This window comes from Methylobacterium sp. J-070, from assembly GCF_022829385.1.
Taxonomy (GTDB): Bacteria; Pseudomonadota; Alphaproteobacteria; order Rhizobiales; family Beijerinckiaceae; genus Methylobacterium.
Genome location: NZ_JAKSXX010000101.1, coordinates 120,329 through 146,584, shown reverse-complemented (window position 1 = coordinate 146,584; position 26,256 = coordinate 120,329). Strand labels below are relative to the sequence as shown.

The 26,256-nt window shown below is 70.4% G+C and carries 22 protein-coding genes; 12 read left to right on the top strand and 10 right to left on the bottom strand.

The window, feature by feature from the left end; all coding sequences use genetic code 11:
- Positions 1–33: 33 nt before the first annotated feature.
- The 4 genes from urtD to urtA all read right to left on the bottom strand — a co-directional run bounded on the left by urtD (position 34) and on the right by urtA (position 4,425).
- On the bottom strand, positions 34–819 hold the full coding sequence (urtD, locus tag MKL01_RS07905) for an urea ABC transporter ATP-binding protein UrtD (protein WP_243904661.1): 786 nt from the start codon (positions 817–819) through the stop codon (positions 34–36).
- 8 nt (positions 820–827) lie between these two features.
- A complete protein-coding gene (urtC, locus tag MKL01_RS07900) occupies positions 828–2,000 on the bottom strand; it encodes an urea ABC transporter permease subunit UrtC (protein ID WP_243904660.1) in 1,173 nt (390 codons plus the stop codon).
- 13 nt (positions 2,001–2,013) lie between these two features.
- Positions 2,014–2,940: an urea ABC transporter permease subunit UrtB gene (gene urtB / locus MKL01_RS07895; RefSeq protein ID WP_243904659.1), complete on the bottom strand. Its 927-nt coding sequence runs from the start codon at positions 2,938–2,940 to the stop codon at positions 2,014–2,016.
- A gap of 219 nt (positions 2,941–3,159) precedes the next feature.
- Positions 3,160–4,425, bottom strand: a complete 1,266-nt coding sequence (gene urtA, locus MKL01_RS07890; protein WP_243904658.1) for an urea ABC transporter substrate-binding protein — start codon at positions 4,423–4,425, stop codon at positions 3,160–3,162.
- 262 nt (positions 4,426–4,687) lie between these two features.
- Between urtA and MKL01_RS07885 the strand changes: the two genes are divergently transcribed.
- The 4 genes from MKL01_RS07885 to MKL01_RS07870 all read left to right on the top strand — a co-directional run bounded on the left by MKL01_RS07885 (position 4,688) and on the right by MKL01_RS07870 (position 9,696).
- Positions 4,688–8,056, top strand: a complete 3,369-nt coding sequence (locus MKL01_RS07885; RefSeq protein WP_243904657.1) for an ATP-binding protein — start codon at positions 4,688–4,690, stop codon at positions 8,054–8,056.
- Positions 8,049–8,966 carry a DNA-binding response regulator gene (locus MKL01_RS07880; protein WP_243904656.1) on the top strand — a complete coding sequence of 306 codons (918 nt, stop codon included), beginning with the start codon at positions 8,049–8,051 and terminating at the stop codon, positions 8,964–8,966. Before MKL01_RS07885 ends, MKL01_RS07880 begins: the two co-directional genes overlap by 8 nt.
- A 113-nt stretch (positions 8,967–9,079) precedes the next feature.
- Complete coding sequence (locus MKL01_RS07875) at positions 9,080–9,292, top strand: hypothetical protein (protein WP_409566218.1); 213 nt, start codon at positions 9,080–9,082, stop codon at positions 9,290–9,292.
- A 32-nt stretch (positions 9,293–9,324) separates the two neighbouring features.
- The gene (locus MKL01_RS07870) at positions 9,325–9,696 is read left to right on the top strand and encodes a DUF6894 family protein (protein ID WP_243904655.1); all 372 of its coding nucleotides are present in this window, start codon (positions 9,325–9,327) and stop codon (positions 9,694–9,696) included.
- A gap of 12 nt (positions 9,697–9,708) precedes the next feature.
- On the opposite strand, the gene MKL01_RS07865 is transcribed toward MKL01_RS07870, so the two are convergent.
- Entirely contained in the window at positions 9,709–10,152 is a 444-nt protein-coding gene (locus tag MKL01_RS07865; RefSeq protein WP_243904654.1) for a DUF488 family protein, read from the bottom strand.
- A gap of 202 nt (positions 10,153–10,354) precedes the next feature.
- Between MKL01_RS07865 and MKL01_RS07860 the strand changes: the two genes are divergently transcribed.
- Together MKL01_RS07860 and MKL01_RS07855 are read left to right on the top strand one after the other, a co-directional pair.
- On the top strand, positions 10,355–11,239 hold the full coding sequence (locus MKL01_RS07860; RefSeq protein WP_243904653.1) for a glycoside hydrolase family 25 protein: 885 nt from the start codon (positions 10,355–10,357) through the stop codon (positions 11,237–11,239).
- 136 nt (positions 11,240–11,375) lie between these two features.
- The gene (locus tag MKL01_RS07855) at positions 11,376–12,146 is read left to right on the top strand and encodes a Crp/Fnr family transcriptional regulator (protein ID WP_243904652.1); all 771 of its coding nucleotides are present in this window, start codon (positions 11,376–11,378) and stop codon (positions 12,144–12,146) included.
- A 29-nt stretch (positions 12,147–12,175) separates the two neighbouring features.
- Here MKL01_RS07855 and MKL01_RS07850 read toward each other — a convergent pair whose 3' ends face one another.
- Entirely contained in the window at positions 12,176–12,571 is a 396-nt protein-coding gene (locus tag MKL01_RS07850; RefSeq protein WP_409566217.1) for a VOC family protein, read from the bottom strand.
- Positions 12,572–12,775: 204 nt separating this feature from the next.
- On the opposite strand from MKL01_RS07850, the gene MKL01_RS07845 reads away from it, so the two are divergent.
- Positions 12,776–13,705 carry a DnaJ C-terminal domain-containing protein gene (locus tag MKL01_RS07845; protein ID WP_243904651.1) on the top strand — a complete coding sequence of 310 codons (930 nt, stop codon included), beginning with the start codon at positions 12,776–12,778 and terminating at the stop codon, positions 13,703–13,705.
- Between the two features lie 139 nt (positions 13,706–13,844).
- Positions 13,845–14,669 carry an enoyl-ACP reductase FabI gene (gene fabI, locus MKL01_RS07840; protein ID WP_243904650.1) on the top strand — a complete coding sequence of 275 codons (825 nt, stop codon included), beginning with the start codon at positions 13,845–13,847 and terminating at the stop codon, positions 14,667–14,669.
- 98 nt (positions 14,670–14,767) lie between these two features.
- On the opposite strand, the gene MKL01_RS07835 is transcribed toward fabI, so the two are convergent.
- Positions 14,768–15,922 carry an AAA family ATPase gene (locus MKL01_RS07835; protein ID WP_243904649.1) on the bottom strand — a complete coding sequence of 385 codons (1,155 nt, stop codon included), beginning with the start codon at positions 15,920–15,922 and terminating at the stop codon, positions 14,768–14,770.
- A 15-nt stretch (positions 15,923–15,937) separates the two neighbouring features.
- Entirely contained in the window at positions 15,938–16,873 is a 936-nt protein-coding gene (locus tag MKL01_RS07830; protein ID WP_243904648.1) for a polyphosphate kinase 2 family protein, read from the bottom strand.
- A gap of 96 nt (positions 16,874–16,969) precedes the next feature.
- Between MKL01_RS07830 and MKL01_RS07825 the strand changes: the two genes are divergently transcribed.
- The 4 genes from MKL01_RS07825 (at position 16,970) to MKL01_RS07810 (ending at position 23,777) form a co-directional block, all read left to right on the top strand.
- Complete coding sequence (locus MKL01_RS07825) at positions 16,970–17,557, top strand: histidine phosphatase family protein (RefSeq protein WP_243904647.1); 588 nt, start codon at positions 16,970–16,972, stop codon at positions 17,555–17,557.
- Positions 17,558–17,668: 111 nt separating this feature from the next.
- Positions 17,669–21,736 (top strand): Pls/PosA family non-ribosomal peptide synthetase, encoded by a 4,068-nt coding sequence (locus MKL01_RS07820; RefSeq protein ID WP_243904646.1) that lies wholly within the window; start codon positions 17,669–17,671, stop codon positions 21,734–21,736.
- Between the two features lie 358 nt (positions 21,737–22,094).
- A complete protein-coding gene (locus tag MKL01_RS07815) occupies positions 22,095–23,246 on the top strand; it encodes a sensor domain-containing diguanylate cyclase (RefSeq protein WP_243904645.1) in 1,152 nt (383 codons plus the stop codon).
- A gap of 324 nt (positions 23,247–23,570) precedes the next feature.
- A complete protein-coding gene (locus MKL01_RS07810; protein WP_243904644.1) occupies positions 23,571–23,777 on the top strand; it encodes a SlyX family protein in 207 nt (68 codons plus the stop codon).
- A 16-nt stretch (positions 23,778–23,793) separates the two neighbouring features.
- Here the strand turns inward: MKL01_RS07810 and MKL01_RS07805 are convergent, their stop codons facing one another.
- Together MKL01_RS07805 and MKL01_RS07800 are read right to left on the bottom strand one after the other, a co-directional pair.
- Positions 23,794–25,227, bottom strand: a complete 1,434-nt coding sequence (locus tag MKL01_RS07805; protein ID WP_243904643.1) for an NAD-dependent succinate-semialdehyde dehydrogenase — start codon at positions 25,225–25,227, stop codon at positions 23,794–23,796.
- 98 nt (positions 25,228–25,325) lie between these two features.
- Positions 25,326–26,117 (bottom strand): class II glutamine amidotransferase, encoded by a 792-nt coding sequence (locus MKL01_RS07800; protein WP_243904642.1) that lies wholly within the window; start codon positions 26,115–26,117, stop codon positions 25,326–25,328.
- Positions 26,118–26,256 lie beyond the last annotated feature (139 nt).

Below are 26,256 nucleotides of genomic sequence, written 5' to 3'. Positions count from 1 at the left end.
CGAGGGGCGTGGAGGTCTGAAGCGACGCCATCGTCAATGTCCCAGATACACTTCGATGACCTTCGGGTCGTTCTTGACCCGGTCCATCGAACCCTCAGACAGCACCTTGCCCTGGTGCAGGACGGTGACCCGGTGGGCGATGTCCTCGACGAACTTCATGTCGTGCTCGATCACCAGCACCGAACGGCCCTTGATGATCTGGTTGAGCAGCTCGGCGGTCTTGATCCGCTCGCCGACGCTCATGCCGGCCACCGGCTCATCGAGCATCAGGAGCTCCGGGTCCTGGATCAGCAGCATGCCGATCTCCAGCCACTGCTTCTGGCCGTGGCTGAGGAACTCCGCCCGCTCCCGAAGCTGGTCTTTCAGGAAGATCGTCTCGGCGACGGCGTGGATGCGGTCGCGGACCTCGGCGTCCCGCTTGAAGGTGAGCGCCCCGAAGACCGAGCGACCCCGGGGGAACGAGATCTCCAGGTTCTCGAACACCGTCAGGTCGTCGTAGATCGACGGCGTCTGGAACTTGCGGCCGACCCCGGCCTGCACGATGGCGCTCTCGGAGAGCTTCGTCAGCTCCTGGCCCTTGTACTTGATCGAGCCGGCGCTGGCCTTCGTGCGCCCGCAGATCAGGTCGAGCACCGTGGTCTTGCCGGCGCCGTTGGGGCCGATGATCACCCGGATCTCGTCGGGTTCGACGTAGAACGACACGTCGTTGACCGCCTTGAACCCGTCGAACGAGACGGTCAGCGCCTCGACGGCGAGGAGATGGTCGGGCGGGGCCGCCTCGGCGCCGACCACGGGGGAGGACAGGATCGCGGCGTTCATGGAAGAACTCACTCGGCCGGGGCGCCGTGGGGCGGGACGATGGCGGGCGGCGGGGCGCGCAGACCCTTCACCCGGCGGGTGAGGCGCGGCTCGATCTGCTCGCGCCAGATGCCGGCGAGACCGTTCGGGAAGGCCAGCACCACCGCGATGAACAGGGCGCCGAGGCCGAACAGCCAGAGATCCGGAAAGCTCTCGGAGAAGCTGGTCTTGGCCCAGTTGACCAGCAGCGTGCCCCAGACCGCGCCGAACAGCGACAGGCGGCCGCCGACGGCGGCGTAGATCACCATCTCGATCGACGGGACGATGCCCACGAAGGAGGGCGACATGAACCCGACCTGCAGGGTGAACATCGCCCCGCCGATCGCCGCGAAGGCCGCCGCCAGGCAGAAGGCGAAGACCTTGAACCCTGCCACCGAGTAGCCCGAGAACCGGACCCGGTCCTCCTTGTCGCGCATGGCGACCAGGATCCGGCCGAGCTTGGACTTCTTCACGTACTGCGCCGCCAGGATGCAGGCGATCAGCAGGCCGCCGTTGACGAAGTACAGGATCACCTTGGCGTGGTCGGTGCGGATGTCCCAGCCGTGGAGGGTGCGCAGGTCGGTGATGCCGTTGATGCCGCCGGTATAGCCCTGCTGGCCGACGATCAGGATCGTCAGGATCGCGGCGATCGCCTGGGTGATGATGGCGAAGTAGGTGCCGCCGACCCGGCGCTTGAACATCGCGTAGGAGATCAGCATCGCGAACAGGACCGGGACCGCCACGACCAAGATCAGGGTCAGCGGCAGGCTCTTGAACGGCTGCCAGAACCACGGCAGCGCCGTGATCTGGTTCCAGTCCATGAAGTCCGGGATGCCCGGCGTCGACTGGATCTTCGTGTTTTCGATACTTGAAGCCTCCAGCTTCAAGTACATCGCCATACAGTAGCCGCCCAGTCCGAAAAAAACGCCCTGGCCGAGCGACAGGATGCCGGCATAGCCCCAGCAGATGACGAGCCCGAGGGCCACGAAGGCGTAGGTCAGGTACTTGCCGACGAGGTTCAGGCGGAACCCGTCGAGCGCCAGCGGCAGCACCACCAGGATCACCCCGGCAAGCAGCAGCAGGCTCAGCCACTCCACCGGCTTCATGAACGGGTTGTCGTTGACGGTGACCGACTTGGTCAGGGTCTGGACCGGGTTCGTCATCGGGTGAAAATCCTCAGCGCCGGACCTTGAGGGTGAAGAGGCCCTGCGGCCGCAGCATCAGGATGCCGACCACCGCGAGCAGGGTGATCACCTTGGCCATCGAGCCGGAGAGGAAGAATTCCAGGGTCGACTGGGTCTGCGAGATCGAGAAGGCCGACGCGATGGTGCCGAGCAGGCTCGCGGCCCCGCCGAACACGACGATGAGGAAGGTGTCGACGATGTAGAGCTGGCCCGAGGTCGGCCCGGTGGAGCCGATCATCGTGAAGGCCGAGCCGGCGATGCCCGCGATGCCGCAGCCGAGGCCGAAGGTGTAGCGGTCGACCTTCTCGGTATCGATGCCCACCGCCCCCGCCATGGCGCGGTTCGACATCACGGCCCGGACCTGCTGGCCGAAGCGCGAGCGGAAGATCAGCAGCGCCACGCACAGGGTGATCAGGATGGTGACGGCCATGACGAACAGGCCGTTGATCGGGATCTCGATCGTGTCGGTGACCTGCACCGAGCCGATCAGCCAGGACGGCAGTTCGACGCCGACCTCGCGGGCGCCGAAGATCGACCGGTAGGCCTGCTGCAGGATCAGCGACAGGCCCCAGGTGGCGAGCAGGGTGTCGAGCGGGCGCTTGTAGAGGAACCGGATCAGGCTCCATTCCACCAGCATGCCGAGCGCCCCGGAGGCCAGGAACGCCAGCCCCATCGCGACGAAGAAGTAGATGGGAAACAGCGCCGGCAGGTAGGACTGGCAGAGCGACGAGCAGAGATAGGTGACGTAGGCCCCGAGGATCATGAACTCCCCGTGGGCCATGTTGATCACGCCCATCTGGCCGAAGATGATCGCGAGCCCCAGCGCCATCAGAAGGTAGACGGAGAACAGGATCAGGCCGGCGAAGCCCTGCATGGCGAAGATCGCGCCGAGGTCGCCGAGGGAATAGTCGCCCAACATTATCTCGTGTCTCCGATCCGACATGCGTCTCGCCGCCGGCGAGCGCCCGTGATCCCATCCAACCACCTCATCCTGAGGTGCCGCAGCGCAGCGGAGGCCTCGAAGGGAGGTTCCAGAAGTCTCGGTGGGTGCTGGAGGGCTCCTTCGAGGCAGGGCGATCGATGATCGCCCTGCACCTCAGGATGAGGTTGCGTCTTGGAGGCGCCTGACCGACGGAGACTACTGGTACCCCTTCGGGAACGGATCCGGCTTGATCAGCTCGGGACTGGTGTAGACGATCTCGAACTGGCCGTCGGGCTTGGCCTTGCCGACCCGGGTCTTCGACCAGAGGTGGTGGTTCTCGTCGATCTTGACGTAGCCCTCGGGGGCGCCCTTGAACTCCAGCCCCGGCGAGGCCGCCACGACCTTGTCGACGTCGAAGGATCCCGCCTTCTCGCAGGCCATCTTCCAGAGATACGGGCCGAGATAGGCCGCCTGGGTCACGTCGCCGATGACGGTCTTCTCGCCCCACATCTTCTTGAACGCGGCGACGAAGGCCTTGTTGTTGTCGTTCTGGATCGACTCGAAGTACTTCATGCACGCGTAGGCCCCGGCGATGTTCTCGCCGCCGATGCCGTCGATCTCGTCCTCGGTGACCGAGATCGTCATCAGCACCTGCTTGGACAGGTCGATGCCGGCCGCCTTGAGCTGCTTGTAGAACGCCACGTTCGAGCCGCCGACCACGTCGGCGAAGATCACCTTCGGTTTCGTGAGCTTGATCTTGTTGATCACCGAGTTGAACTGGGTGTGGCCGAGCGGGAAGTACTCCTCGCCCACGACCTTGCCCTTGAGCACGTTCTCGACGTGCTTGCGGGCGATCTTGTTGGAGGTGCGCGGCCAGATGTAGTCCGAGCCGATGAAGTAGAAGCTGTCGCCGCCCTTCTCCTTGTGCACCCAGTCGAGGCCGGCGAGGATCTGCTGCGTCGCCTCCTGGCCGGTGTAGAAGACGTTTTTGGACTGCTCCAGACCCTCGTAGAAGGTCGGGTAGTACAGCAGGCCGTTGTACTGCTCGAACACCGGCAGCACCGCCTTGCGGGAGGCCGAGGTCCAGCAGCCCATCACGGCGGCGCAATGGTCGTTGACCAGGAGCTTCTTGGCCTTCTCGGCGAAGGTCGGCCAGTCCGAGGCCCCGTCCTCCTGGATGATCTTGATCTTGCGGCCGAGCACGCCGCCGGCCTCGTTGATCTGGGCGATCGCGAGCTTCTCGGCTTCCTGGGCGCCGGTCTCCGAGATCGCCATCGTGCCGGTGATCGAGTGCAGGATGCCGACCGTCACCTCGGTGTCGGTCACCGCGAGGCCGGTGGTGTTGACCGCCGAGGTCGGGGCGGCCCAGGCGCTGCGGGGCATCAGTGCCAGCGCCGGTGCGCCGGCGAGCCCCATGAGCAGCCGGCGCCGCAACGGGGAGCGCAAGCCGTGATCGGCGCCAATGTCCGTGTCGTCTGCCATGTGCCTGACCCTGTTCGCGTCCGGGGCCTTTGAGAGGCGGCCGCGGATCGACGGGCGCAGGCTAGGTCGTCGGTTGCGCTGCGGCCTATACGCGATTTTGCGTATGGCGGTGCTTTTGCATGCGGTGCACCATGCCGGCGGAATACTTTGAGGTCATGGTGCGTGTGAGTGCGAATAACGGGGGCGCCGCCCGGCTGCTCGGTATTTCGCGCGCGCGCGCGCCGGCGCGGGCCGCAGGTACACGTTCCAGGACCGGGGCCCGATGAGCGGCCCGCAGCGCATCATTCCCATCCGCCGGGACTACAACCGCTTCGTCGCCGACGAGACGCTGGAGGATTACGCCCTCCGCTTCACCGCCAAGAAAGCGCGGCGCTGGTCCGGGTTCGAGGTCGCGCAGACGGCTTTGGGCTCGGTCTCGTTCCTGGCGCTCGAGGCGATCGGCGGCACCCTGGCGCTCACCGCGGGCTTTCCCAACACCCTGGCGGCCGTTCTGGTCGTCGGCCTGATCATCTTCGCCACCGCGGCGCCCATCACCGTCTACGCCGCCCGCTACGGGGTCGACATGGACCTGCTGACCCGCGGGGCCGGGTTCGGCTACCTCGGCTCGACGATCACCTCGCTGATCTACGCGAGCTTCACGTTCCTGTTCTTCGCCATCGAGGCGGCGATCATGGCGCTCGGTCTGCAGCTCTGCTTCGGGCTGCCGCTCGGGATCGGCTACCTCGTCTGCGCCGGGGCGGTGATACCCCTTGTGGTCTACGGCATCCGGCTGATCAGCCGGTTCCAGATCTGGACGCAGCCGCTCTGGATCGCCCTGAGCCTGCTGCCGCTCGCCTTCGTGGCGGCGCAGGGGGCCGGGCCGCTGCAGGCGCTTACGGTCTTCCCGGGCCTCGACGGCGGCGGGGCCGGCTTCGACCTCGCCCGTTTCGGGCTCGCCACGGGCGTCCTGCTGGCGCTCCTCGCCCAGGTCGGCGAGCAGGTCGACTTCCTCCGGTTCGTGCCGGAGCCGACGGGGCCGCGCGACCGCGGCTGGTGGCTGGCCGTCCTCGCCGGCGGCGCCGGCTGGATCCTGCCTGGGATGCTCAAGATCCTGCTCGGCGCCGCCCTGGCGGTCCTGGCGCTCGGCCACGGCGTGCCCCCCGAGCACGCCGCCGAGCCGACGCGGATGTACGCGGTCGCCTTCGGCTACCTGACCGGGGAGGCGAGCCGGGCGGGTCTGCTGCTCACCGGATTGTTCGTCCTGGTCTCGCAGCTCAAGATCAACCTGACCAACGCCTATGCCGGCTCGATCGCGTGGTCGAACTTCTTCTCCCGGCTGACCCACAGCCATCCGGGCCGGGTGGTGTGGCTGGTGTTCAACGTGGCCATCGCGCTGCTGCTGATGGAACTCGGCATCGACAAGACCATCGCCAGCACCCTGCCGCTCTACGCCGCGGTGGTCTCGGCCTGGATCGGGGCGCTGGCCGCGGACCTCGCGGTCAACAAGCCCCTCGGGCTCTCGCCCCCGGGCATCGAGTTCAAGCGCGCCCATCTCTACGCGGTGAACCCGGTGGGGACGGGGGCCATGGTGCTGGCGCTCGCCTGCGGCGGCGGCGCCTATATCGGCTGGCTCGGGCCCGGGCTCCAGCCGTTCGCGCCGCTCCTGGCGCTCGCCACCGCGTTCTGCGCCGCGCCGGCGATCGCCTGGGCGACCGCGGGGCGCTGGTATCTCGCGCGGGCGCCGAAGCGCGACTGGGGCGCCGGCGAGGTCACCTGCCGGGTCTGCGAGCTGCCCTTCGAGGGCGAGGACATGGCGCATTGCCCGGCCTACGACGCCCCGATCTGCTCGCTCTGCTGCTCCCTGGACGCCCGGTGCGGCGACCTGTGCAAGCCGCACGGCCGCTTGGAGGTGCAGGCGCAAGCCGCCGTCGCCCGGATCCTCCCGGGCCGCACCGCCGCCTGGATCGGCGCGCCGCTCGGTCGCTACCTCGCGGTGATGCTGACGCTCTGCGCGGTGATCGGCCTGATCCTGGGCATCGTCCACGCCGGTGCGACCATCGCGCATCCCGAGCATCGCGAGTTCCTGCGCGGGGCGCTCACCAGCGTGTTCTTCACCCTGATGGTCATCCTCGGCGTCGTGGCGTGGCTGTTCGTGCTCGCCCAGGAGAGCCGGCGCGTCGCCCAGGCCGAGACCATGCGCCAGACCGCCCTCTACGAGGCCGAGATCGCCGCCCACAAGGTCACCGACGCCAAGCTGCAGGAGGCCAAGGAGCGGGCCGAGGCGGCGAACCTGGCCAAGAGCCGCTACGTGGTCGGGATCAGCCACGAGCTGCGCACCCCGCTCTCGACGGTGCTCGGCTACGCGCAGCTCCTCGAATCCGATCCCGCGATCCCGGCCCACCGCATCAACGGGCTCCGGGTCATCCGGCGCAGCGCCCAGCACCTGTCCGGCCTGATCGACGGCCTCCTCGACATCTCCCGCATGGAGGCCGGGCGCCTGCAGATCCACCGCGACGAGGTCCGGCTCCACGATTTCCTCGACCAGCTCGTCGACATGGTCCGCCTCCAGGCCCGGGAGGCGGGGCTGGAGTTCCGCTTCTCCCGGCCCGAGATCCTGCCGGCGGTGGTGGCCACCGACGAGAAGCGGCTGCGGCAGGTGCTGCTGAACCTGCTGTCGAACGCCATCAAGTTCACCGAGACCGGCACCGTCTCGCTGGACCTGAGCTACCGCAGCCAGATCGCGGTGTTCACGATCCGCGACACCGGGCCGGGCATCCCGGAGGCGGATCTGGCGCGGATCTTCGAGCCGTTCGAGCGTGGCTCCACCCCCGCCGCCCGCAGCACGCCGGGCACGGGGCTCGGGCTCACCATCGCCAACCTGCTCGCGCAGCTCCTGGGCGGGGAGATCACAGTGGCGGCGGCGCCGGGCGGCGGCACGCAGGCGCGGCTGCGGCTGATGCTGGCCTCCGTCGCGCAGCCCGCTCCGGTCATCGCGCCGCCGTCGGCGCCGGCGGTGGAGCGGGACTATGTTGGCGCGCGCCGGACCGTCCTGGTCGCCGACGACGACAGCGCCCACCGCGCCCTGATGCGGGCGATCCTCGAGCCGCAGGGCATCGCCGTCCTCGAGGCCGGATCGGGGCCCGAATGCCTGACGCGGGTTGCGGACGGCGGCATCGACCTGATCCTCCTCGACATCGCCATGCCGGGGATGAGCGGCTGGGCGGTCGCGGCGGCGCTGCGGGCGGCGGGACATCCCGGGCCGATCGCCATGATGTCGGCCAACGTCCACGAGATCAGCCCGCTGCGCGGCGACGATGCCCCCCACGACGCGATCTTCGCGAAACCCTTCGACCTGCGCGACGTCCTGGAGCGGATCGGCAAGCTCCTGCATCTCGAATGGACCGAGGTCGCGGCGCCCCCGCGCCGCGCGCCGGACCGCGCGCCGCAATCCGGGCCCGGGCCCGGGCCTATCGCGGAACTGCTCCGGCTCGGCCGGATCGGGCACATCCGCGCCATCGAGGCCAAGCTGACCCAGATGGAGGGCGACGCGACCGTGCCGCAAGCCTTCGTGGCTCAGATGCGCGGGCTCGTGGAGGGCTACGATCTGCGCCGCTACCTCTCGGTTCTCCAGGGTCTCGCCCGCGATGACTGAGCCGCCGCCGGTCCGGGCGCAGCGCGACGTCGTCCTGGTGGTCGACGATTCGCCCGACACGCTGAGCTTCCTCACCGAGGCGATCGAGCGGTCCGGCGCCACCGTCCTGGTGGCGGTGGGCGGCGACCTTGCGCTCGCCCTGGTGGACGAGATCACCCCCGACGTGATCCTGCTCGACGCGATGATGCCGGGCCTCGACGGGTTCGAGACCTGCCGGCGGCTGAAGGCCAAGCCGCAGCTCGCCGGCGTGCCGGTGATCTTCATGACCGGGCTCTCGGAGACCGAGCACATCGTGAAGGGCCTGAGCGCCGGCGGGATCGACTACGTCACCAAGCCCATCGCCCCCGACGAAATCCTCGCCCGGATCCGCGTGCATCTCGCCAGCGCCCGGGCGGCGCAGAGTGCCCGGGCGGCCCTCGACACCGCCGGGCGGACGCTGTTCGCGGTCTCGGAGGACGGGGCGGTGCTGTGGTCGACGCCGCAGGCGGGCCGGCTGCTCGCCGGGCTGGCCTCGGACCCCTCGGGCGCCCTCGCGCTGCCGGCCCGGGCCCGCGACTGGCTGCGCGGCCGCCTCACCGGGACCGCCAACCCCCTGACCCTCACCGATCCCGGCGGCGCGGCCTACGCGCTGAGCTTCATCGGCCGCACCCCGGACGAGATCCTGCTCCGCCTGTCCCCGGAGGAGCGGGCGGCGGGGGTCGAGCGGCTTCGGGCCCGCCTGCCCGTCACCGGCCGCGAGGCCGAGGTGCTGCTCTGGCTCTCCCGGGGCAAGTCCAGCCGCGACATCGGCGAGATTCTGGGCCTGAGCCACCGCACCGTGACGAAGCACCTCGAAGGCATCTACGCCAAGCTCGGTGTCGAGAACCGCACGGCCGCCTCGATCATCGCGGCGCGCCACCTTCAGGACTGAGCGCGGCCGCGGATCCCCGGTCTTGTCCACAGGCGGCGCGGCGCCGCGAAACGCCTTGGTAAGCGCCCGCGCCCCACGGTCTCGGCGCAGACCGAAATCCCGGCCCGGACGCGATGATGACCAGCCACCAGCTCGCCGATGAACTGAAGCGGATCGCCACCACGCAGGTCAGCGACATCACCCGCGCGGTCAAGGAGGGCCAGAAGTCGATCGCGCTGAACGAGGTGCGGGACATGGCGCGCCGCCTCGGCCTGCTGGCCGACGCCTTCGATCCCGAATCGGCCGCCGAGAAGGCCGAGACCGTCGACGGCGCGCAGGCGGCCTGACGCACGCCCCCCGGCCTTCCAGGAGCGCCTCCATGGTCCGCGCCCACTTCACCATCCGCCTCGGCGAGACCGCATTGCCGGCATCCGCCGCCCAGTGGATCGCCGATGCCGACGCCGCCCGCGTGGCGGCGCGCACCATCGTGCAGGGCCTGATGCGCCAGCACGGCGGCGACCCGCGCCTGCTCGACGCCTCCGTGGTGATGACCGATTCGGACGGAGCGACGCTTCTGGAGCTGTCCTTCTTCGACGCCCTCTACATGCCGGTCGAGCCGGTATCCGATCCGGACCGGCGGCCGCGTCCGCCGCGCGCGGTGCGGTCGGGACGCCTGGACGCCGCGCTGGGCCCGGTGCGGCGTCTCGCCGGCGCGCTGGGCGCCCGCATCCCGGTGCGTCCCGGGCTCTGAGCCCGGCGCGACTCACCCGAACAGGTCGCTGACTGAAAACCCGCGCTGCGCGAGGTGCTCTGCCAGGACGCGCCGGTGGCATTGCGCCGGGTCGCGCTCGAAGCAGAGCAGGCAGACCGGCGCGGCCTCGGCCATCGCGGCGAGCTCGTCGAGCGCGGCCTGGCCGGCGGCGGTGTCGAGCACCTCCTCGCAGTAGATGCGCCGCATCAGCGCCGCGTCCCCGGCCCTGGCCGCCTGCCGGCCGGATTTGGGCGTGCCCAGGCTCCGCAGATGGGCATAGCCCAGCCCCGCATCGTGAAGGGACGCCGCGAGTGCCCCCTTCGAGAAGCCGCGCTTGCGCGAGTTCGCCACGGCCCGGACGTCCGCCAGCACGGCGACGCCCGCGTCGCGCAGGACGCCCCCGAGGCGCTCCGAGTCGAGGCCTTCGTACCCTATGGTAAAGATTTGCTTGCTCACGGCGGTGTGACCGGACTCGCGTTTCAGGGCCGGCACTTAGCCGGGTGACATCCTGTGAAACAGCCGGGGACGCCCGGCGTATGTCGCGGCGCTGCAACGCATCTCGGAATTCCGCCGCAATGATCGCAAAGCTCCGTTAACCGCGCCGGGGCCATCGAATACGTCTGTCTGTGGCGCTCTTTCGGTGGCGGGCTGAGCACTGATGAAGCGGTTCACCAACCTTTCGCGGTCGTCGTCCGGCGATTTGGTCCGGGGCGTCGGCGGTCGTCTCGCGGCGGCCCGGCGGATCGCCGGGCGTGTCGCCGCCGCCGCGATCCTGGCGGGCCTCGCCGCCTGCGCGTCGAACAGCGACTTCTACCCGACCAAGGGCGACGCCAAGCCCCATCCGGGCGTGGCCAAGGCCAAGCAGCACCCGATCCAGGGCATCGACATCTCGAAGTGGCAGGGCAACGTCGACTGGGCCTCGGTCCGGGCGGCCGGCACCCAGTTCGCCTTCATCAAGGCGACCGAGGGCGGCGATCACGTGGACGAGCGCTTCCGGACCAACTGGGACGGCGCGGCGCGGGCCGGGGTGCCGCGGGGCGCCTACCACTTCGTGTTCTGGTGCCGCTCGGCCCGGGAACAGATGGAGTGGTTCAAGCGGAACGTGCCCAACGATCCGACCGCCCTCCCGCCGGTGCTCGACGTCGAGTGGAACGGCCACTCGCAGACCTGCCCGAAGAAGCTGCCCAAGGCCCAGGCCCTCGCGATGGTCACCGAGATGCTGGAGGAGATGGAGCGCTATACCGGCAAGCGCCCGATCATCTACACCGACATCACCTTCCACAAGGACGTCCTGGAAGGCGAACTGCCCGACTACCCGCATTGGCTGCGCTCGACCGCGGCGGAGCCCGAGCAGCGCTTCGTCAACCGCAAGTGGATGCTCTGGCAATTCACCTCCACAGGCCGGGTCCCCGGCGTGCAGGGCGATGTCGACCGGAACGCCTTCTACGGCACGCCGTCAGACTGGGCTTCGTTCCTGTCCACGGACTGCGATCCGCGGGAGCACAAGCGGCTCTCCGAGCAGGGGCTTTGCACGGACAAGTAGATGCCGGCTCGGGAAGCAAACAAAGGTTAGTTCCGGCGCGCGGCCCGCGGAGTATCGAGTTCCGGTCCGGGCGTCGGCGAGGCGGCCCGGTCAGGATCCCGTCGGGAGCCTCTTCTCCCGCACCGCACCGCGCACGATGCCCATCGACAGTGACGCCCGCACGGGCAACCTGCTCCTCGACGCGCTCTCCATCCCGGATCGCGCGCTGATCACACCCCACCTCGCAGCCGTCTCCTACGACAGGGGTGCGACCGTGTTCGAGGCGGGGGACGAGGTGACGCACATCACCTTTCCCCGCGCGCACGCCGTGGTCGCGCTGGTGGTGACCACGCGGGACGGGCGGTCCGCCGAGACCGCCACCATCGGCCACGAGGGTGCGGTCGGCGGGATCGTGAGTCAGGGGCGCGTCCCGGCCTCGGCCAACGCGCTGGTTCAGGTCGGTGGACCGATGCTGCGCCTCGAGATCGGCCGGCTTCAGGACGCCGTGGCCCGATCCGCCACGCTGCGCGAGCTGCTCGCGCGCTACGCCGATTGCTTTCTCGCGCAGCTCTTCCAGACGGCCGCATGCAATGCCGTGCATCCGATCGAGCAGCGGTGCCTGCGCTGGCTCCTCACCCACCAGGATCGGCTGACGGGCGACACGCTGCCGATCACCCACGAGGTGCTGGCGGCGATGCTCGGCGTCCAGCGCACGTACCTGACGCGCATCCTGCGGATGCTTCAGGACCAGGGCCTCGTCCGCGTCGCGCGCGGGCGCATCACCATCCTCGACCGCGCGGCGGTTTCCGCGGCGGCGTGCGAGTGCCATGCCCGCGTCCAGCTCCATTGCGAGGCGGTGCTGGGCGCGGTGTACGGCACCGACGACGACCACGACCGGATCGTGCCGCTGGCAGCGGGCGCCCGGTAGCGGACTATCTTCCGGACCGTTCGCCGTCCTCAGGACGGCGCGCGCTCCAAGATCTCGATCAGCGCCCCGTCCGGACCCTCCACGAAGGCGATTCGCAGTCCGGGTCCGCGCGCGGTGATGCCGGTCCGCACCGGCACGCCCCGGGCGGTGAGGTCGGCCATCGCCGCCTCGATGTCGGCGGTGCGCAGCCCGATATGCTCGATGCCCAGACAGGGCGTCGCCGCGGCGGCGTTGATCTCGGCCGGCGCCTGCTCGATGAAGAGCGCGAGACCGCCGAGATCCAGCACCACACGCTCGACCGGGTCGTCGCCGACGCGCTTGACCTCGCGCGCCCCGAAGGTCTCGATGTAGAAGCGCGCGGCCCTCACGGCGTCGCGGCTGCGCAGATGGACGTGATCGCAGGCATATTGCATCGGGTCTCGCATCTCCGGCGATTCGGCGGTCGCGGGCCGGTTCAGGACGCCCGCCCCGATCGCCCGGTCTAGTTAGGTTCGGGCCTGCCGGGGGCGAGATCCGCCGCTTGACGTCACGCGCGAACCCGCAGACTTTCGGCGCAGACAGCGTTGCAGAGATGCAACAACCTCCCCACATCCGGGGTCCGAACCCCACACCGCACAGCCAAGAGTTCCATGCGCAATCCCTACGACGTGCTGGGCGTGGCCAAGGGGGCGAGCGAGGCCGACATCAAGAAGGCCTATCGCAAGCTCGCCAAGGACTTCCACCCCGACCGCAACAAGAACGACGTGAAGGCCAAGGACCGGTTCGCCGAGGCGAACTCGGCCTACGAGATCCTGGGCGATTCCGAGAAGCGCAAGCAGTTCGACCGCGGCGAGATCGATGCCGACGGCAGGCCGCGCGCGACCGGCTTCGAAGGTTTCGGTGGCGGTGGCGGCTTCGGCGGCGGACGCGGCGGCGGATTCGACTTCGAGAACATGGCCCGCAACCGGCAGGGCGGCGTGGGCGGCATGGGCGAGGACATCTTCTCGCACATCTTCGGCGAGGCCTTCCGCGCGGGCGGGGCCGGCCCCGGCACCCAGCGCCCGGCCGCGAAGGGCGAGGATGTCGCCGCCGAGCTGTCGGTGACCCTCGAACAGGTCGCCAGCGAGGAGAAGCTGCGCCTGTACCTGCCGACCGGCCGGGAGGTCGACGTGGTCATCCCCCGGGGCGTGGTCGACGGCCAGACGATCCGGCTCCGGGGTCTTGGCCAGGGCGCGGGACCCCGCAGCGAGCCCGGCGACGCGCTGCTGACCATCCGGATCCGACCGCATCCCAGCTTCACGGTGGACGGATCGGACCTGCGCACCACCGTCGAGGTGCCGCTGGAGGACGCCGTGCTCGGCGGGACGATCCGCGTTCCGACGCTGACCGGCGCCGTCGAGATGAAGATGCCGGCGATGACGAGTTCCGGCCGCACCTTCCGCCTGCGCGGCAAGGGCCTGCCGCGGAAGGACGGGGTCCCGGGGGACCTGTTCGCCACCACGGCGATCGTCCTGCCGCAGGGCGACGACGCGGCGCTGACGGAGTTCGCCCGGGCCCGGCGCAGCGCCAAGGCCGCTTGAGCCCGGGCTTCCCGAGCGGCCGGCGACGGCGGCCCGAACCTGAAAGCGCCCGGGGGCACCCCGGACTTCCGTCCCCGGGCCGCCTCCGGTAAGGAGGCCCCCCGGTGCCGCGCGGTGCCGCGAGGCTTCGGGATCGATCATGGCGGAACACGGGCAGGGCCTTCTGGCGGGCAAGCGGGGCATCGTGCTCGGGGTCGCCAACAACCGCTCGATCGCCTGGGGCATCGCCCGCAGCGCCCGCGCCCACGGCGCGGAACTCGCCTTCACCTACCAGGGCGATGCCCTGCGCAAGCGGGTCGAGCCGCTCGCCAAGGAACTCGACGCCCACGTCATCGGCCATTGCGACGTCACCGAGGCCGCCACGATCGACGCGGTGTTCGCCGAGGCGTCCAAGGTCTTCCCCGAGGGGATCGACTTCGTGGTCCACTGCGTCGCGTTCTCCGACAAGGACGAGTTGACCGGCCGCTACATCGAGACCTCGGAGGACAACTTCACCAAATCGCTCCTGGTCTCGTGCTACTCGTTCACCGCGGTGGCGCAGCGCGCGGAAAAGATCATGCGCCCGGGCGGCTCGCTGGTGACGCTGACCTATTACGGCGCCGAGAAGTGGATGCCGCACTACAACGTGATGGGCGTCGCGAAGGCGGCTTTGGAAGCGTCGGTCCGTTACCTCGCCGCCGATCTCGGGCCCAAGAACATCCGGGTCAACGCGATCTCGGCCGGGCCGATCAAGACGCTGGCCGCCTCGGGGATCGGCGATTTCCGCTACATCCTGAAGTGGAATGAGTACAACGCCCCCCTGCGCCGGACCGTCACCATCGGCGAGGTCGGCGAGACGGCGGCCTACCTCGTCTCCGACATGGCCGCCGGCATGACCGGCGAGATCCTGCACGTGGATGCCGGATACCACGTCGTCGGCATGAAGAACCCCGACGCGCCGGACCTGACCCTCGACAAGGATTAGGCGCGGTCCGTCGTCGCGAGCGCCGGCGGCACTCCACGAGGAATGACCGGGCGGAGGCGCTTCGGTCTCGGTCCGCGCGCCTCATCGGAGCCGGGTGGTCAATCCGCGTCCGCATCCGCGAAGGTGCCCGAGAGCCTCAGGCCTTCGATCCAGGTCTCGCCGTCGCGCTTGAGCACCGTCCGCGGCCGGGCGACCCCGAGCGCAGCGATGTCGGCAGCGAGCCGCTCGGAATGCGTCACCAGCCAGACCTGCGTGCGTGCCGCCGCGCGGGCGATCAGCCCGGCCAGGGGTTCCATCAGGTCTGGATGCAGGCTGGTCTCCGGCTCGTTCAGCGCAATGAACGGCGGCAGGCGGTAGCCGAGCAGCGCGCCGGCGAGGGCGAGGTAGCGCAAGGTCCCGTCCGACAGTTCCGCGGCGGCGAAGACCCGGCCGCGGAAGTCGGGAAACGACACGCCGAACTGCGCCTCCCGTCCCGGTTCGGGCACCACGAGGCGCGCGCCCGGGAAGGCGTCGTCCACGGCGCCATCGAGTTCGGTCGTGTCCTGCCGGATATGCGCCAGGGTGGCGAACACCGCGGCGAGGTCCGAGCCGTCCGAGGCCAGGGTCGGGGTGGTCACCGCGAGGCACGGCCGCCGGAGGGGCGCGTCCGCGTCGGTCCGGAAGCCGTGGTGGAACCGCCACGCCGTCATCGCCTGCCGCACGAGGGCGATCTCCGGCTGGCTGGCCGCATCGAGCAGGCCGCCGAGCGCGGTCTCGGTGGCGAGCAGGTCCGTCCCGAGGGATTGCTTGCGCCCGGCCGCATCCCGGACGAAGCCGGTGCGGCGGTCGCGGTCGAGGATCACGGCCGCCCGTCCGCCGGTCAGGACGGTCAGGCGCTCGGCCTTCACCTGCGGCTCCTGCGGGAACGCCGCTCCGTAGGTCGCGCCACCGGCCTGCGGCACGAGCCCGATCTCCACCGCGTAGGTGAAGTCCTGGCCGGCGCGCGCGTTGCGCAGGGTCACCGACAGGGTGATCCGGGCCGGCTCGCCCTGCCGCCGCCGGCCGGCCCAGAGCACCGACTCCATGCCGCCCTCCGCGGCGAGGTCGCGGGTCAGCGTGCCGCGCGCGGCGGCCTGCAGGAGTTCGAGCGCCCGGTAGAGGTTGGTCTTGCCGGTGCCGTTGCCGCCCACGAAGACCGACAGGGCGTCCACCGGGAAGCCGATCCGCCGGAGGGAGCGGTAGCCCGAAACGGCGACCTCGCGGACCTCCAGCATGCACAGCTCTCCGCCTCAGTCCGGGACCTTGAGGTCGGCGATCCCCTTGGGGGCCTCGGGGAATCGCGGGTCCATCGCCTCCAGCGTATCCGCGACCGTCTTGGCGATCACGTAGTTGCGGAACCATTTGTGATTGGCCGGCACGACCAGCCACGGGGCGTGCGGCGTCGAGCAGCGTCCGAGCGCGTCCGCGAAGGCCTGCTGGTAGGAATCCCAGGATTTCCGCTCGACGAGGTCGCCGGGATCGAGCTTCCAATGCTTCTCCGGATCGGAGATCCGCGCCTCGAGACGCTTCTTCTGCTCGGCCTTCGAGATGTGCAGGAAGAACTTCAGGATCGTCGTGCCCGACTCGGTGAGCAGCCGCTCGAAGTCGTTGATCAGCCCGTAGCGGCTCCGCCAGACCGCGTCGGGGACGAGACCCTTCACGCGCACCACCAGGACGTCCTCGTAGTGGCTGCGGTTGAACACCCCGATCATGCCGCGCCCCGGCGTCCGGGCGTGGTAGCGCCAGAGGAAGTCGTGGTCGAGTTCCTCGCTCGACGGCACCTTGAACGACGCCACCGTGCAGCCCTGCGGATTCACGCCCTTGAGCACCGCCCGGATCGTCCCGTCCTTGCCGCCGGTGTCGATCGCCTGAAACACCAGGAGCAGGCTCCGGGCGCGCTCGGCGTAGAGTCGCTCCTGCAGCTCGACGATGCGCGCGCGCTCCGTCGCCAGCGCCTCCTTCGCCCAGGCCTTGTCGAGGCCGCCATCGGCGTCGGCGTCCACGGCGGCGAGGTCGAACGGCGCGCCTGGCGCGACCGACACGATGCCCCGGGCCGCCGGGATCGCGACCGGCCGGCCGGCATCGCCGGGACCATCGCCCCGCGTGCCCCCGTTCAGGTCGACCCCATCTGTCACCCCGCCGCCGGGCCTGTGGCCGGGATGATGCTTGCCGTGCTTCTTCGACATGGGCAGGACCTGTTTCCGGACGTTGCCGACCGACGGCGAGAACGGCCGTGCATCCTGGCCGTTCCAGACTCCCGCGCAGGACGGAGTTCGACAGGGTTGGCTACGATCTATTTCATCCGGCACGGCCAGACCGACTGGAACGCCGAGGGGCGTCTCCAGGGCGGCCGCGACACCGACCTGAACGCGCAGGGGGAGGCGCAGGCCGTCGCCGTCGCCGCGCGCCTCGCCGCCCAGGCGGGCGCGCTCCTCGCGGAGGCGGATTTCGTCGCCAGCCCGTTGAGGCGGACCCGGCGCACCATGGAGATCCTGCGGACGACCCTCGGCCTGCCCCCCGAGGCCTACCGCACGGACCCGCGCCTGCGGGAGATCGGCTTCGGCAGCTGGGAGGGGTCCACGTGGTCCGAGATCCGCCGCCGGGACCCGAGCGGCGCCGCGGGGCGTGAGCGCGACCGGTGGCGTCACCGTCCCCCCGGCACCGGCGGCGAGAGCTACGCGGCGCTCGTCGAGCGCGTCGGCCCGGCCCTCACCGGCCTGGAGCGCGACACCGTGGTCGTCGCCCATGGCGGCGTCGCCCGGGCGGCGCTGGTGGCGCTGGGTCACCTCGACCCCTACGCCGCGCCCCGCCTCGGCATTCGCCAGGGCGAAGTCCTGGTCCTGGAGCCCGGCGGCTGGCGCTGGGCTTGATCGCGTGCGCCGGGGCAGTGCAAAGCCGCCTCGATAACGGCACGATCGACGGGCTATAGGGCGACGGCCACGGTCAGTGCTGGCCCCGGCGGCCGGTCAGCGGAGCAGCGGATGAGTGACGTCGCCGAGAAGACCCGGCCCGGCCCGGCCGGGGAGCGCGAGCGTCCCGGCGACGGGGCTGCCGTGCTGCGCGGCGCGCACCGTCCGGAGCTGATCCGCGACGAGGTGCTGGGCGAGATCTTCCTGGACTCGGCCCGCGCCCGGCCGGACCATCCCTGCCTGATCGACGGCGCGCGCGTCGTGGCGGGTGGCCGCCACCCGCACCTGACCTACGCCGAGGTGGCCGCCCAGGCCGGGCGGATCGCCGCCGGCCTCGCCCATCGCGGCATCGGCCCCGGCGACGTGGTCGGTCTCTGGATGGCCCGGGGCCCGGATCTGCTGGTCGCGCAGATCGGCATCACCCTGTCGGGGGCGGCGTGGCTGCCCTTCGACGCCGAGGCCCCCGCCGACCGGGTGGGCGTCTGCCTCAGGGATTCGGCCGCGCGGGCGCTGCTGGTCTCGCCGGCGCTAAAACCCGCAGCGCCGGACGCGGCCCCGGCGCTGACCCCGGCGGATCTCGACGCCGCGACCCCCGCCGGGGCGCCGGTGCCGGACTCCCGTGCCGCCGGCCTCACCCCGGACCACCCCGCCTATCTGATCTACACCTCGGGCTCGACCGGCGTGCCGAAGGGCATCGTCATCAGCCACGCCAACATCTGCCATTTCCTGCGGTCCGGGAACGCCCTCTACGGGATGCGCGCCGACGACGTCGTCTTTCAGGGCGCCTCGGTGGCCTTCGATCTCTCGATGGAGGAGATCTGGGTTCCGTATCTCGTCGGCGCGAGCCTGTTCGTGGCGAGCCCGGCCATGATGGGCGACGTGGAGGCGCTGCCCGGCATCCTGGAGGCGGAGCGGATCACGGTGCTCGACACCGTGCCGACCCTCCTGGCAATGATCTCGGGCGATCTGCCGACGGTGCGCCTCGTCCTGCTCGGCGGCGAGGCCCTGCCCGAGCCGCTGGTCGCCCGCTGGGCCACCGGCGCGCGCCAGATGTTCAACACCTACGGCCCGACCGAGGCCACCGTGGTGGCGACGGCGGCCGAGATGCGGCCCGGCGAGCCGGTCACGATCGGCGGCCCGATCCCGAACTACTCGGTCTACGTGGCCGGGGAGGATCTCGGCCTGCTCGGCCGCGACCAGCAGGGCGAATTGCTGATCGGCGGTCCCGGCGTGGCCCGCGGCTACCTCGCGCGTCCCGAACTGACGGCGGAGAAATTCATCGCCAACCCCTTCGCGTCGGACGGGGCCGACCCGATCCTGTACCGCTCGGGGGATGCGGTCTCGCTCGACGCGGCCGGTCGGATCGTGTTCCACGGCCGCATCGACGATCAGGTCAAGATCCGCGGCTTCCGCGTGGAGCTCGGCGAGATCGAGGCGCGCATCCGCAGCGTGCCCGACATCAACCAGGCCGCCGTCGTGCTGCGGCAGGACGACGGCGTCGACCGGCTCGTCGCCTTCCTGATCCCGGAGCGCGGTCGGTCGGTGGACATCGCCGCCCTGCGGCGGATCCTCGCCGGCCAGATGCCGCCCTACATGGTGCCCGGCCACTTCGAGCTGGCCGAGACCCTGCCGCGGCTGACCTCCGGCAAGGTCGACCGCAAGGCCCTGAAGATCGCGCCGCTCACCGTGGTGGACGCCGACGGCGAGCAGGAGGCGCCGGCCAACGAGACCGAGGCGGCCCTGGTCGCGGCGGCCAAGCAGGTCTTCGGCAACCAGCCGATCCCGCTGGAGGGCGATTTCTTCGCCGACCTCGGCGGCCACTCGCTGCTGGCCGCCCGCTTCGTCTCGGCGGTCCGCGAGACGCCGGCGCTCGCCGGCATCACCCTGCCGGACGTCTACGCCCTGCGCACCATGCGCGGAATGGCCGACGCGCTGATCGCCCGCACCGGCGGCATGGGGGCGGCGGCCGCCATCCGGGACCTGAGCTTCGAGCCGCCACCGCTGCTGCGCCGGGCCCTGTGCGGGTTCGCGCAACTCGTGGCGCTGCCCTTCGTCATCGCGCTCGCCACGGTGCAGTGGCTCGGGATGTTCGTGACCTACCTGCTGCTCACCGGCGGCGGCCTCGGCTTCTTCGCCGAACTCGGCGTGCTGCTGCTGGTCTACGTCGCCATCAACGGCGTCACCGCGGTCATCGCGGTGGCGGGCAAGTGGCTGATCCTCGGCCGGACCAAGCCCGGTCGCTACCCGCTCTGGGGCGCGTACTACTATCGCTGGTGGCTCGCGCAGCGTCTCGCGCCGCTCGTCCACGTGAAATGGCTGCAGGGTTCGCCGGCGATCGCAGTCTACCTTCGGCTGATGGGTGCCCGGGTCGGCCGCGACACCCTGATCTCCGACGTCGAGATCGGCGCCCCCGACCTGCTGACCATCGGCGACGGCGCCTCCCTGGGCGGCCGCCTCGTCATCGCCAACGCCGAGATCGTCGGCAACGAGCTGGTCATCGGCACGGCGGAGATCGGTGCCGACGCGGCGATCGGCACCTCCTGCGTGATCAGCCACGACACGGTGATCGGTCCCCAGGCCGAGATCGGGGATCTCACCACCATCCCGGCCGGATCGCGCGTCGGGGCCGCCGAGCGCTGGGACGGGTCACCCGGCCGCAAGGTCGGGATGGCCGATCCGGCCGAACTGCCGGCCGCCGCCGAGGCCTCGTGGTCGCGCCGGGCCGCCTTCCTGGCGGCCTACGTGGTGCTGCTCGGCGCGATCCCCGCGGTGGGCCTGCTGCCGATCTTCCCGGCCTTCTTCATCTTCGACCAGATCTCGGACTCGCTGTCCGACATGACCGACGTCGACTACCACTTCTATCTGCCGATCCTCACATGGCCCACCGCCATGCTGATGACGGCCGGCACGGTGCTGCTGATCGCCGGCATCCGCTGGATCGTGCTGCCGCGGACGCGCTCCGGCACCTACTCGGTGCACTCGCTGTTCTACCTGCGGAAATGGTCGCTGGCGCTCGCCGTCGAGGTGACGCTGGAGACGCTCTCGTCGCTGTTCGCCACCGTCTACATGCGGGCCTGGTACCGGCTGATGGGGGCCAATATGGGCCACGGCGCCGAGATCTCGACCAACCTCGCCGGCCGCTACGACCTCGCCGAGGTCGGCGCGAAGAACTTCATCGCCGACGAGGTCGTGTACGGCGAGGAGGAGGTCCGCCGCGGCTGGATGCACCTGGAACCGACCCGAACGGGCGCGCGGGTCTTCGTCGGCAACGACGCCGTGGTGCCGCCCGGCGCGATCATCCCCGACGACGTGCTGATCGGCATCAAGTCGAAGCCGCCCGCGAACGACGCCATGAGTCCCGGCGAGACGTGGTTCGGCTCGCCGCCGATCCGGCTCCCCGCCCGGCAGAAGGTCGATCTCGGCTCGACCGCGCAGACCTACGAACCCGGCACGTGGCCGAAGGTGCGGCGCGGCGTGTTCGAGGCTTTCGCGACCTCGTTCTCGCCGATGCTCTACATCACCCTGGCGATCACGGTGATCGATTGGTACTTCTATCCGGCGATCCTCGAGAAGGACTGGTCGGGACTGGCCATCAGCTTCGTCACGGCGAGCGTCGCCATCGCGCTGATCCAGTCGAGCGCGGTGATCGCCATGAAGTGGCTGCTGATGGGTGTCTACAAGCCCGGCATGCAGCCGATGTGGTCCTGGTGGGCGATGCGCACCGAGGCCATCGCGGTGGCCTACTGGGGGCTCGCCGGCAAGGTGCTGCTGGAGCATCTCCAGGGCACGCCGTTCCTGCCCTGGGTGCTGCGTCTGTTCGGCGTGAAGGTCGGCCAGGGGGTGTGCATGCTGACCACCGACATCACCGAGTTCGATTGCGTCACGATCGGCGATTTCGCCACGATCAACCGTGTCTCGGCGCTCCAGACCCATCTCTACGAGGACCGGATCATGAAGATCGGCCGCGTGGTCGTGGGCAAGGGCGTGTCGGTGGGGGCGTTCTCGACGGTGCTGTACGACACCAAGGTCGGCGACTTCGCCCGGCTGCGGCCGCTGACCATCGTGATGAAGGGCGAATCGATCCCCGCCAATACCGAATGGGAAGGGGCACCGGCGGTTCCGGTGATCCACGCGGCCTGAGCCGGATTCCGCCAGGCGTCCCGAGGTGTCGGGCCTCCCGGTCTGACACCTCCGGAGCGTGGGGAGCCCTGCGCCTTCCTCGGCCCGGATAACCGACGTCGACCGAGGCGCGCTCGGGGTTCCGCACGCCGAGGGAAAGCATTCGCCGTTCAGGATGTCGCTGTTCGCGGAAACCCGGGCGCTCAGTGACCCCTCGGCGAAACGGGGCCGCCCGACTCGGTCGGGGATTCCATTCCAGTCCAATGGGTTATTGCATTGTAAACAAGTCTCTATCATCCTGTTATTATTGGTCGAATCGGCGCTCACCTCCGTGACGGCGAGTCGGGGATCGCCGGGGAACGGAGATCGATGGACGGTCGTGCAGCTTGATCCCGCCACCCTGCTGATCGTCAGTTCCGCCACGACCCTGCTGGTCGGCACGCTGTTCCTGGCAAGCTGGCGTCAGGCGCGCGACTGCCGCGCGCTCGCCCTGTGGGGGGCTTCGCATCTCGTCGGGTCGGTGGGCTCGGCCGGTCTGGCCCTGCGCGGCCAGATCCCCGACGTGGTGTCGATCGGCCTGGCCAACGCCGTGGTGCTGGCGGCCTACGGCCTGATCTGGAGCGGCGTCCGCTCGTTCGAGGGCCGGAGCGCCCGGTTGGATCTGGCGATGGCGGGCGCAGCCGTGTGGTGCGTCCTCTGCTGCGTCCCGGCGTTCTACGCCTCGATCAGCCTGCGCGTTCTGTACGCCTCGGCGGCGGCGACGGCCTATTGCGGCTGCGCCGCCGCGGAGATCTGGCAGGGCCGTGGGGAGCGCCTCGCATCCCGGATCAGCGCCGGAGCCGTATTGGGCCTGCACGGCCTCTTCTACTTCGTCCGGATCCCCGCGACGCTGCTGGGTCCGCCGATGCTCGGCCCGAACCCGCTGAACTCGCCCTGGGTGGCGATCCTGTGCTTCGCCGCCATGCTGTTTTCGATCGCCTCGGCGTTCACCTTCATGGCGCTCGTGAAGGAGCGGGCCGAGCGCGAGCAGCGCATCGCCGCCTCGACGGACGCGCTCACGGGCGTGCCCAACCGCCGGGCCTTCGCGGAGGCGGCCCTCGCGGCGATCGACGGACACCGGGACGGCGCGCTGCTGCTCATCGACCTCGATCGGTTCAAGGCCGTCAACGACGTCCACGGCCACGCGGTCGGCGATGCCGTGCTGGTCGGGTTCTGTACCATTGCGGCGTCCCTGTTGCCCCGGGGTGCGCTGCTGGGGCGCCTGGGCGGTGAGGAATTCGGCTGCCTGCTGCCGCACGTCTCGGCCGCCGAGGCCCTGGCCCGCGCCGAGGAGCTGCGCCGGACCTTCGCGCAGCTCGTGGTGCCCGAACTCCCCGGCCTGCGCGTCAGCGTCAGCATCGGGGTCGCGCAGCTGTACCGCGGGGTCGGCTACGAGGCGCTGATGCAGCAGGCCGACACTGCGCTCTACGCGGCCAAGAACGGTGGCCGCGACCGGGTGGCCCTGGCCGAGCCCGCGGCCCGGGCCGCCTGAAACGACCTACGGTCGACGGCTTCGGCGCCGCCGTCTCTGCGCGCGGCGATGTTATCGAGGCGGCGTCCCGGGTCCCGGCGTTCCGCCGACCGGGTCAGGCGCCAGCCGGTCCCAGAGCACCGCGCAGGCCCAGGCGGTCCGCTCCGTCTCCGGGACCAGCGGGCTGCGATGGCGCCTGTTACAGCTCCGTGCGCGGCGCGCCTCGCGCCCTTCTGCCGGACGTGTCGTTCCGGGTTGCGGCACAGGCGCGCTCTGATACGGTTTCGGGCCTCGGGACGGAGGAGGTCGCGCGCAGCCCTGCCGGTGTCCGAAGGGAAATCGGACATGGACGAGCCAAACCGGACCGATCGTCTCGAGATGCGTCTCACCGAGCAGGAGGCGACGATCGAGGACCTGAACCGGACCGTGACCGAGCAATGGCGGGTGATCGACCGCCTCGTCCGGCAGGTCGAGGGCCTGCGGGACCAGGTGGAGGAGGCGGCCGCCCGGGCCGCCCCGCGTGGGGTGGAGCCGCCGCCACCCCACTACTGATGCGTCGCGCGTCCGATCAGAAATTCGCCTGCGTGACGAACTTGGTCACCAGATAGGCGTCGAGCGCCTCCGGGCCGCCCTCGCTGCCGTAGCCCGAATCCTTGACGCCGCCGAACGGCGTCTCCGGGAGGGCGAGGCCGTGGTGGTTGATCGAGATCATCCCGCTCTCGACCGCGTTCGACACCCGGGCCGCCCGCTCGGCCGAGCGGGTATAGGCGTAGGCGGCGAGCCCGTAGGGCAGGCGGTTCGCCTCGGCGAGCGCCTCGTCGTCCTCGGAGAACCGGTTGATCATCGCCACCGGGCCGAACGGCTCCTCGTTCATCATCCGGGCGCTCAGGGGCACCTCGGTGAAGACGGTCGGCTCGAAGAAGTTGCCGCGATTGCCGATGCGCTTGCCGCCCGCCCGCAGCGACGCCCCGGCCGACTCGGCGTCCGCCGTCAGCGCCTCGATCGCCTCCAGGCGGCGCCCGTGGATCAGCGGGCCCATCTTGGTATCGGGATCGAGCCCGTCGCCGACCTTCGCGGCCTTGGCGTAGCCGGTGAAGCCCTCGACGAAGCGGTCGAACACCGAATCGTGCACCAGGAAGCGGGTCGGCGAGACGCAGACCTGGCCGGCGTTGCGGAACTTGGACGGGGCGAGGACGGCCACCGCCTTCTCCACGTCGGCGTCCCCGAACACGATGGCCGGGGCGTGGCCGCCCAGTTCCATGGTGGCGCGCTTCATGTGGGCGCCGGCCAGCGCGGCGAGCTGCTTGCCGACCACCGTGGACCCGGTGAACGAGATCTTCCGGATGACCGGGTGCGGGATCAGGTAGGCCGAGATGGTCGCCGGATCGCCGTAGACCAGCGAGAGCGCGTCGCCCGGGATGCCGGCATCCAGGAAGGCGCGGACCAGCGCGGCGCAGCTCGCTGGCGTGTCCTCCGGGCCCTTGAGGATCACCGTGCAGCCGGTGCAGAGCGCCGCCGAGATCTTGCGGACGGCCTGGTTGATCGGGAAGTTCCAGGGGGTGAAGCACGCCACCGGGCCGACCGGTTCGCGCACCACCGCCTGCAGCACGCCGTCGGCGCGGCCCGGGATGACGCGGCCATAGGCGCGCTTACCCTCCTCGGCGAACCAGTCGATGATGTCGGCGGCCGCCAGGGTCTCGACCCGCGACTCGGCCAGGGGCTTGCCCTGCTCGAGGGTCATGGTCCGGGCGATGTCGTCCACCCGGGCGCGCAGCAGGTCGGCGGCCTTGCGCATCACCTTGGCGCGCTCGAACGGCGCGACCTTCCGCCAGGCCGGGAAGGCCCGGGCCGCGGCCGCCAGGGCCTCGTCGAGATCCGCCGTGGTGGCGACGGCGCACTGGCCGATGGTCTCGCCGGTCGCCGGGTTCAGGACCCCCAGGGTTTCCCGGTCGGCGCCCGCGCGCCAGCGCCCGGCGATGTGAAGCTCGGTATCCGGATACATCGGTCGTTTCCCACCCGGCCGCACGACGGGCCGTGGTCGGAATGTGGCAGCGTGGCGCGCCGCGGCAATGCCCCCGGCGGCATGGCTGGGGGCAGCGTTCAGGCGGCGGCGCGGGCGCGGACGGCCTCCGGACCCTGTACGAGTGCGGGCGCCCCGCGGCGCGCCCGGAGCGTGCCGCCCTTCGGCACGACCTGCCAGCCCTCGCGGCAGCCGTCGATCGGCTCGGAGACGACCACGATGCCGCCGGGGCCATCGCGGAAATACAGGCTCGGCGGGCGGCCGTCGCAGGCCCAGCGGTAGGCGGTGAGCGTCTCGCCGTCGGTGAGCAGCGCGGTGAAGCGCAACGGCTCGCAGACGTTGGCGGCCTCCATCACCTCGCGGATGGATTTCAGCGTCCGCGCCATCGCGCCGACCGGATCCTCCTCGAGGCCGTTGGCGAGTGCGAGCAGGAAGATCGCTTCGGAATCGGTGCTGCCGCGGCGATGATCGTAGTACGCGTCCGGGATCAGGGCCTCGAGCCGGCGCTTGATCCGATGGTAGCCGCCGATCTGGCCGTTATGCATGAACAGGTGCCGGCCGTAGGCGAACGGGTGGCAATTGGCCCGGGCGGTCGCGGTACCCGTGGAGGCGCGGACATGCGCGAAGAACGTCCGCGCCCGAACCTGCCCGCAGAGGTTGACGAGATTCTCGTCCGACCAGGCCGGCGAGATGTCGCGATAGACGCCCGGTTCGGGGCGCTCGGCGTACCAGCCGATGCCGAACCCGTCGCCGTTGGTTTCAGTCTTCCCCTCATCGGCGTGCAACGACTGGTGCACCAGCGAGTGGGTCGGCGCGCAGACGAGGTCAGAGAGGAAGACCGGCTCACCGCTATAGGCGAGGAAACGGCACATGTGGGACGTCGATCCTTCAGCTCTGGTCCGCGTTGGATCCGATGGAGATGCACCGTCGGAATGGGTCGGCTCGCTCGCAGCAGGTTAACAGTCGGGCCGCTTCGGTGAACAGTTTCTTAACCGAGCGGTCCGTGCGCCA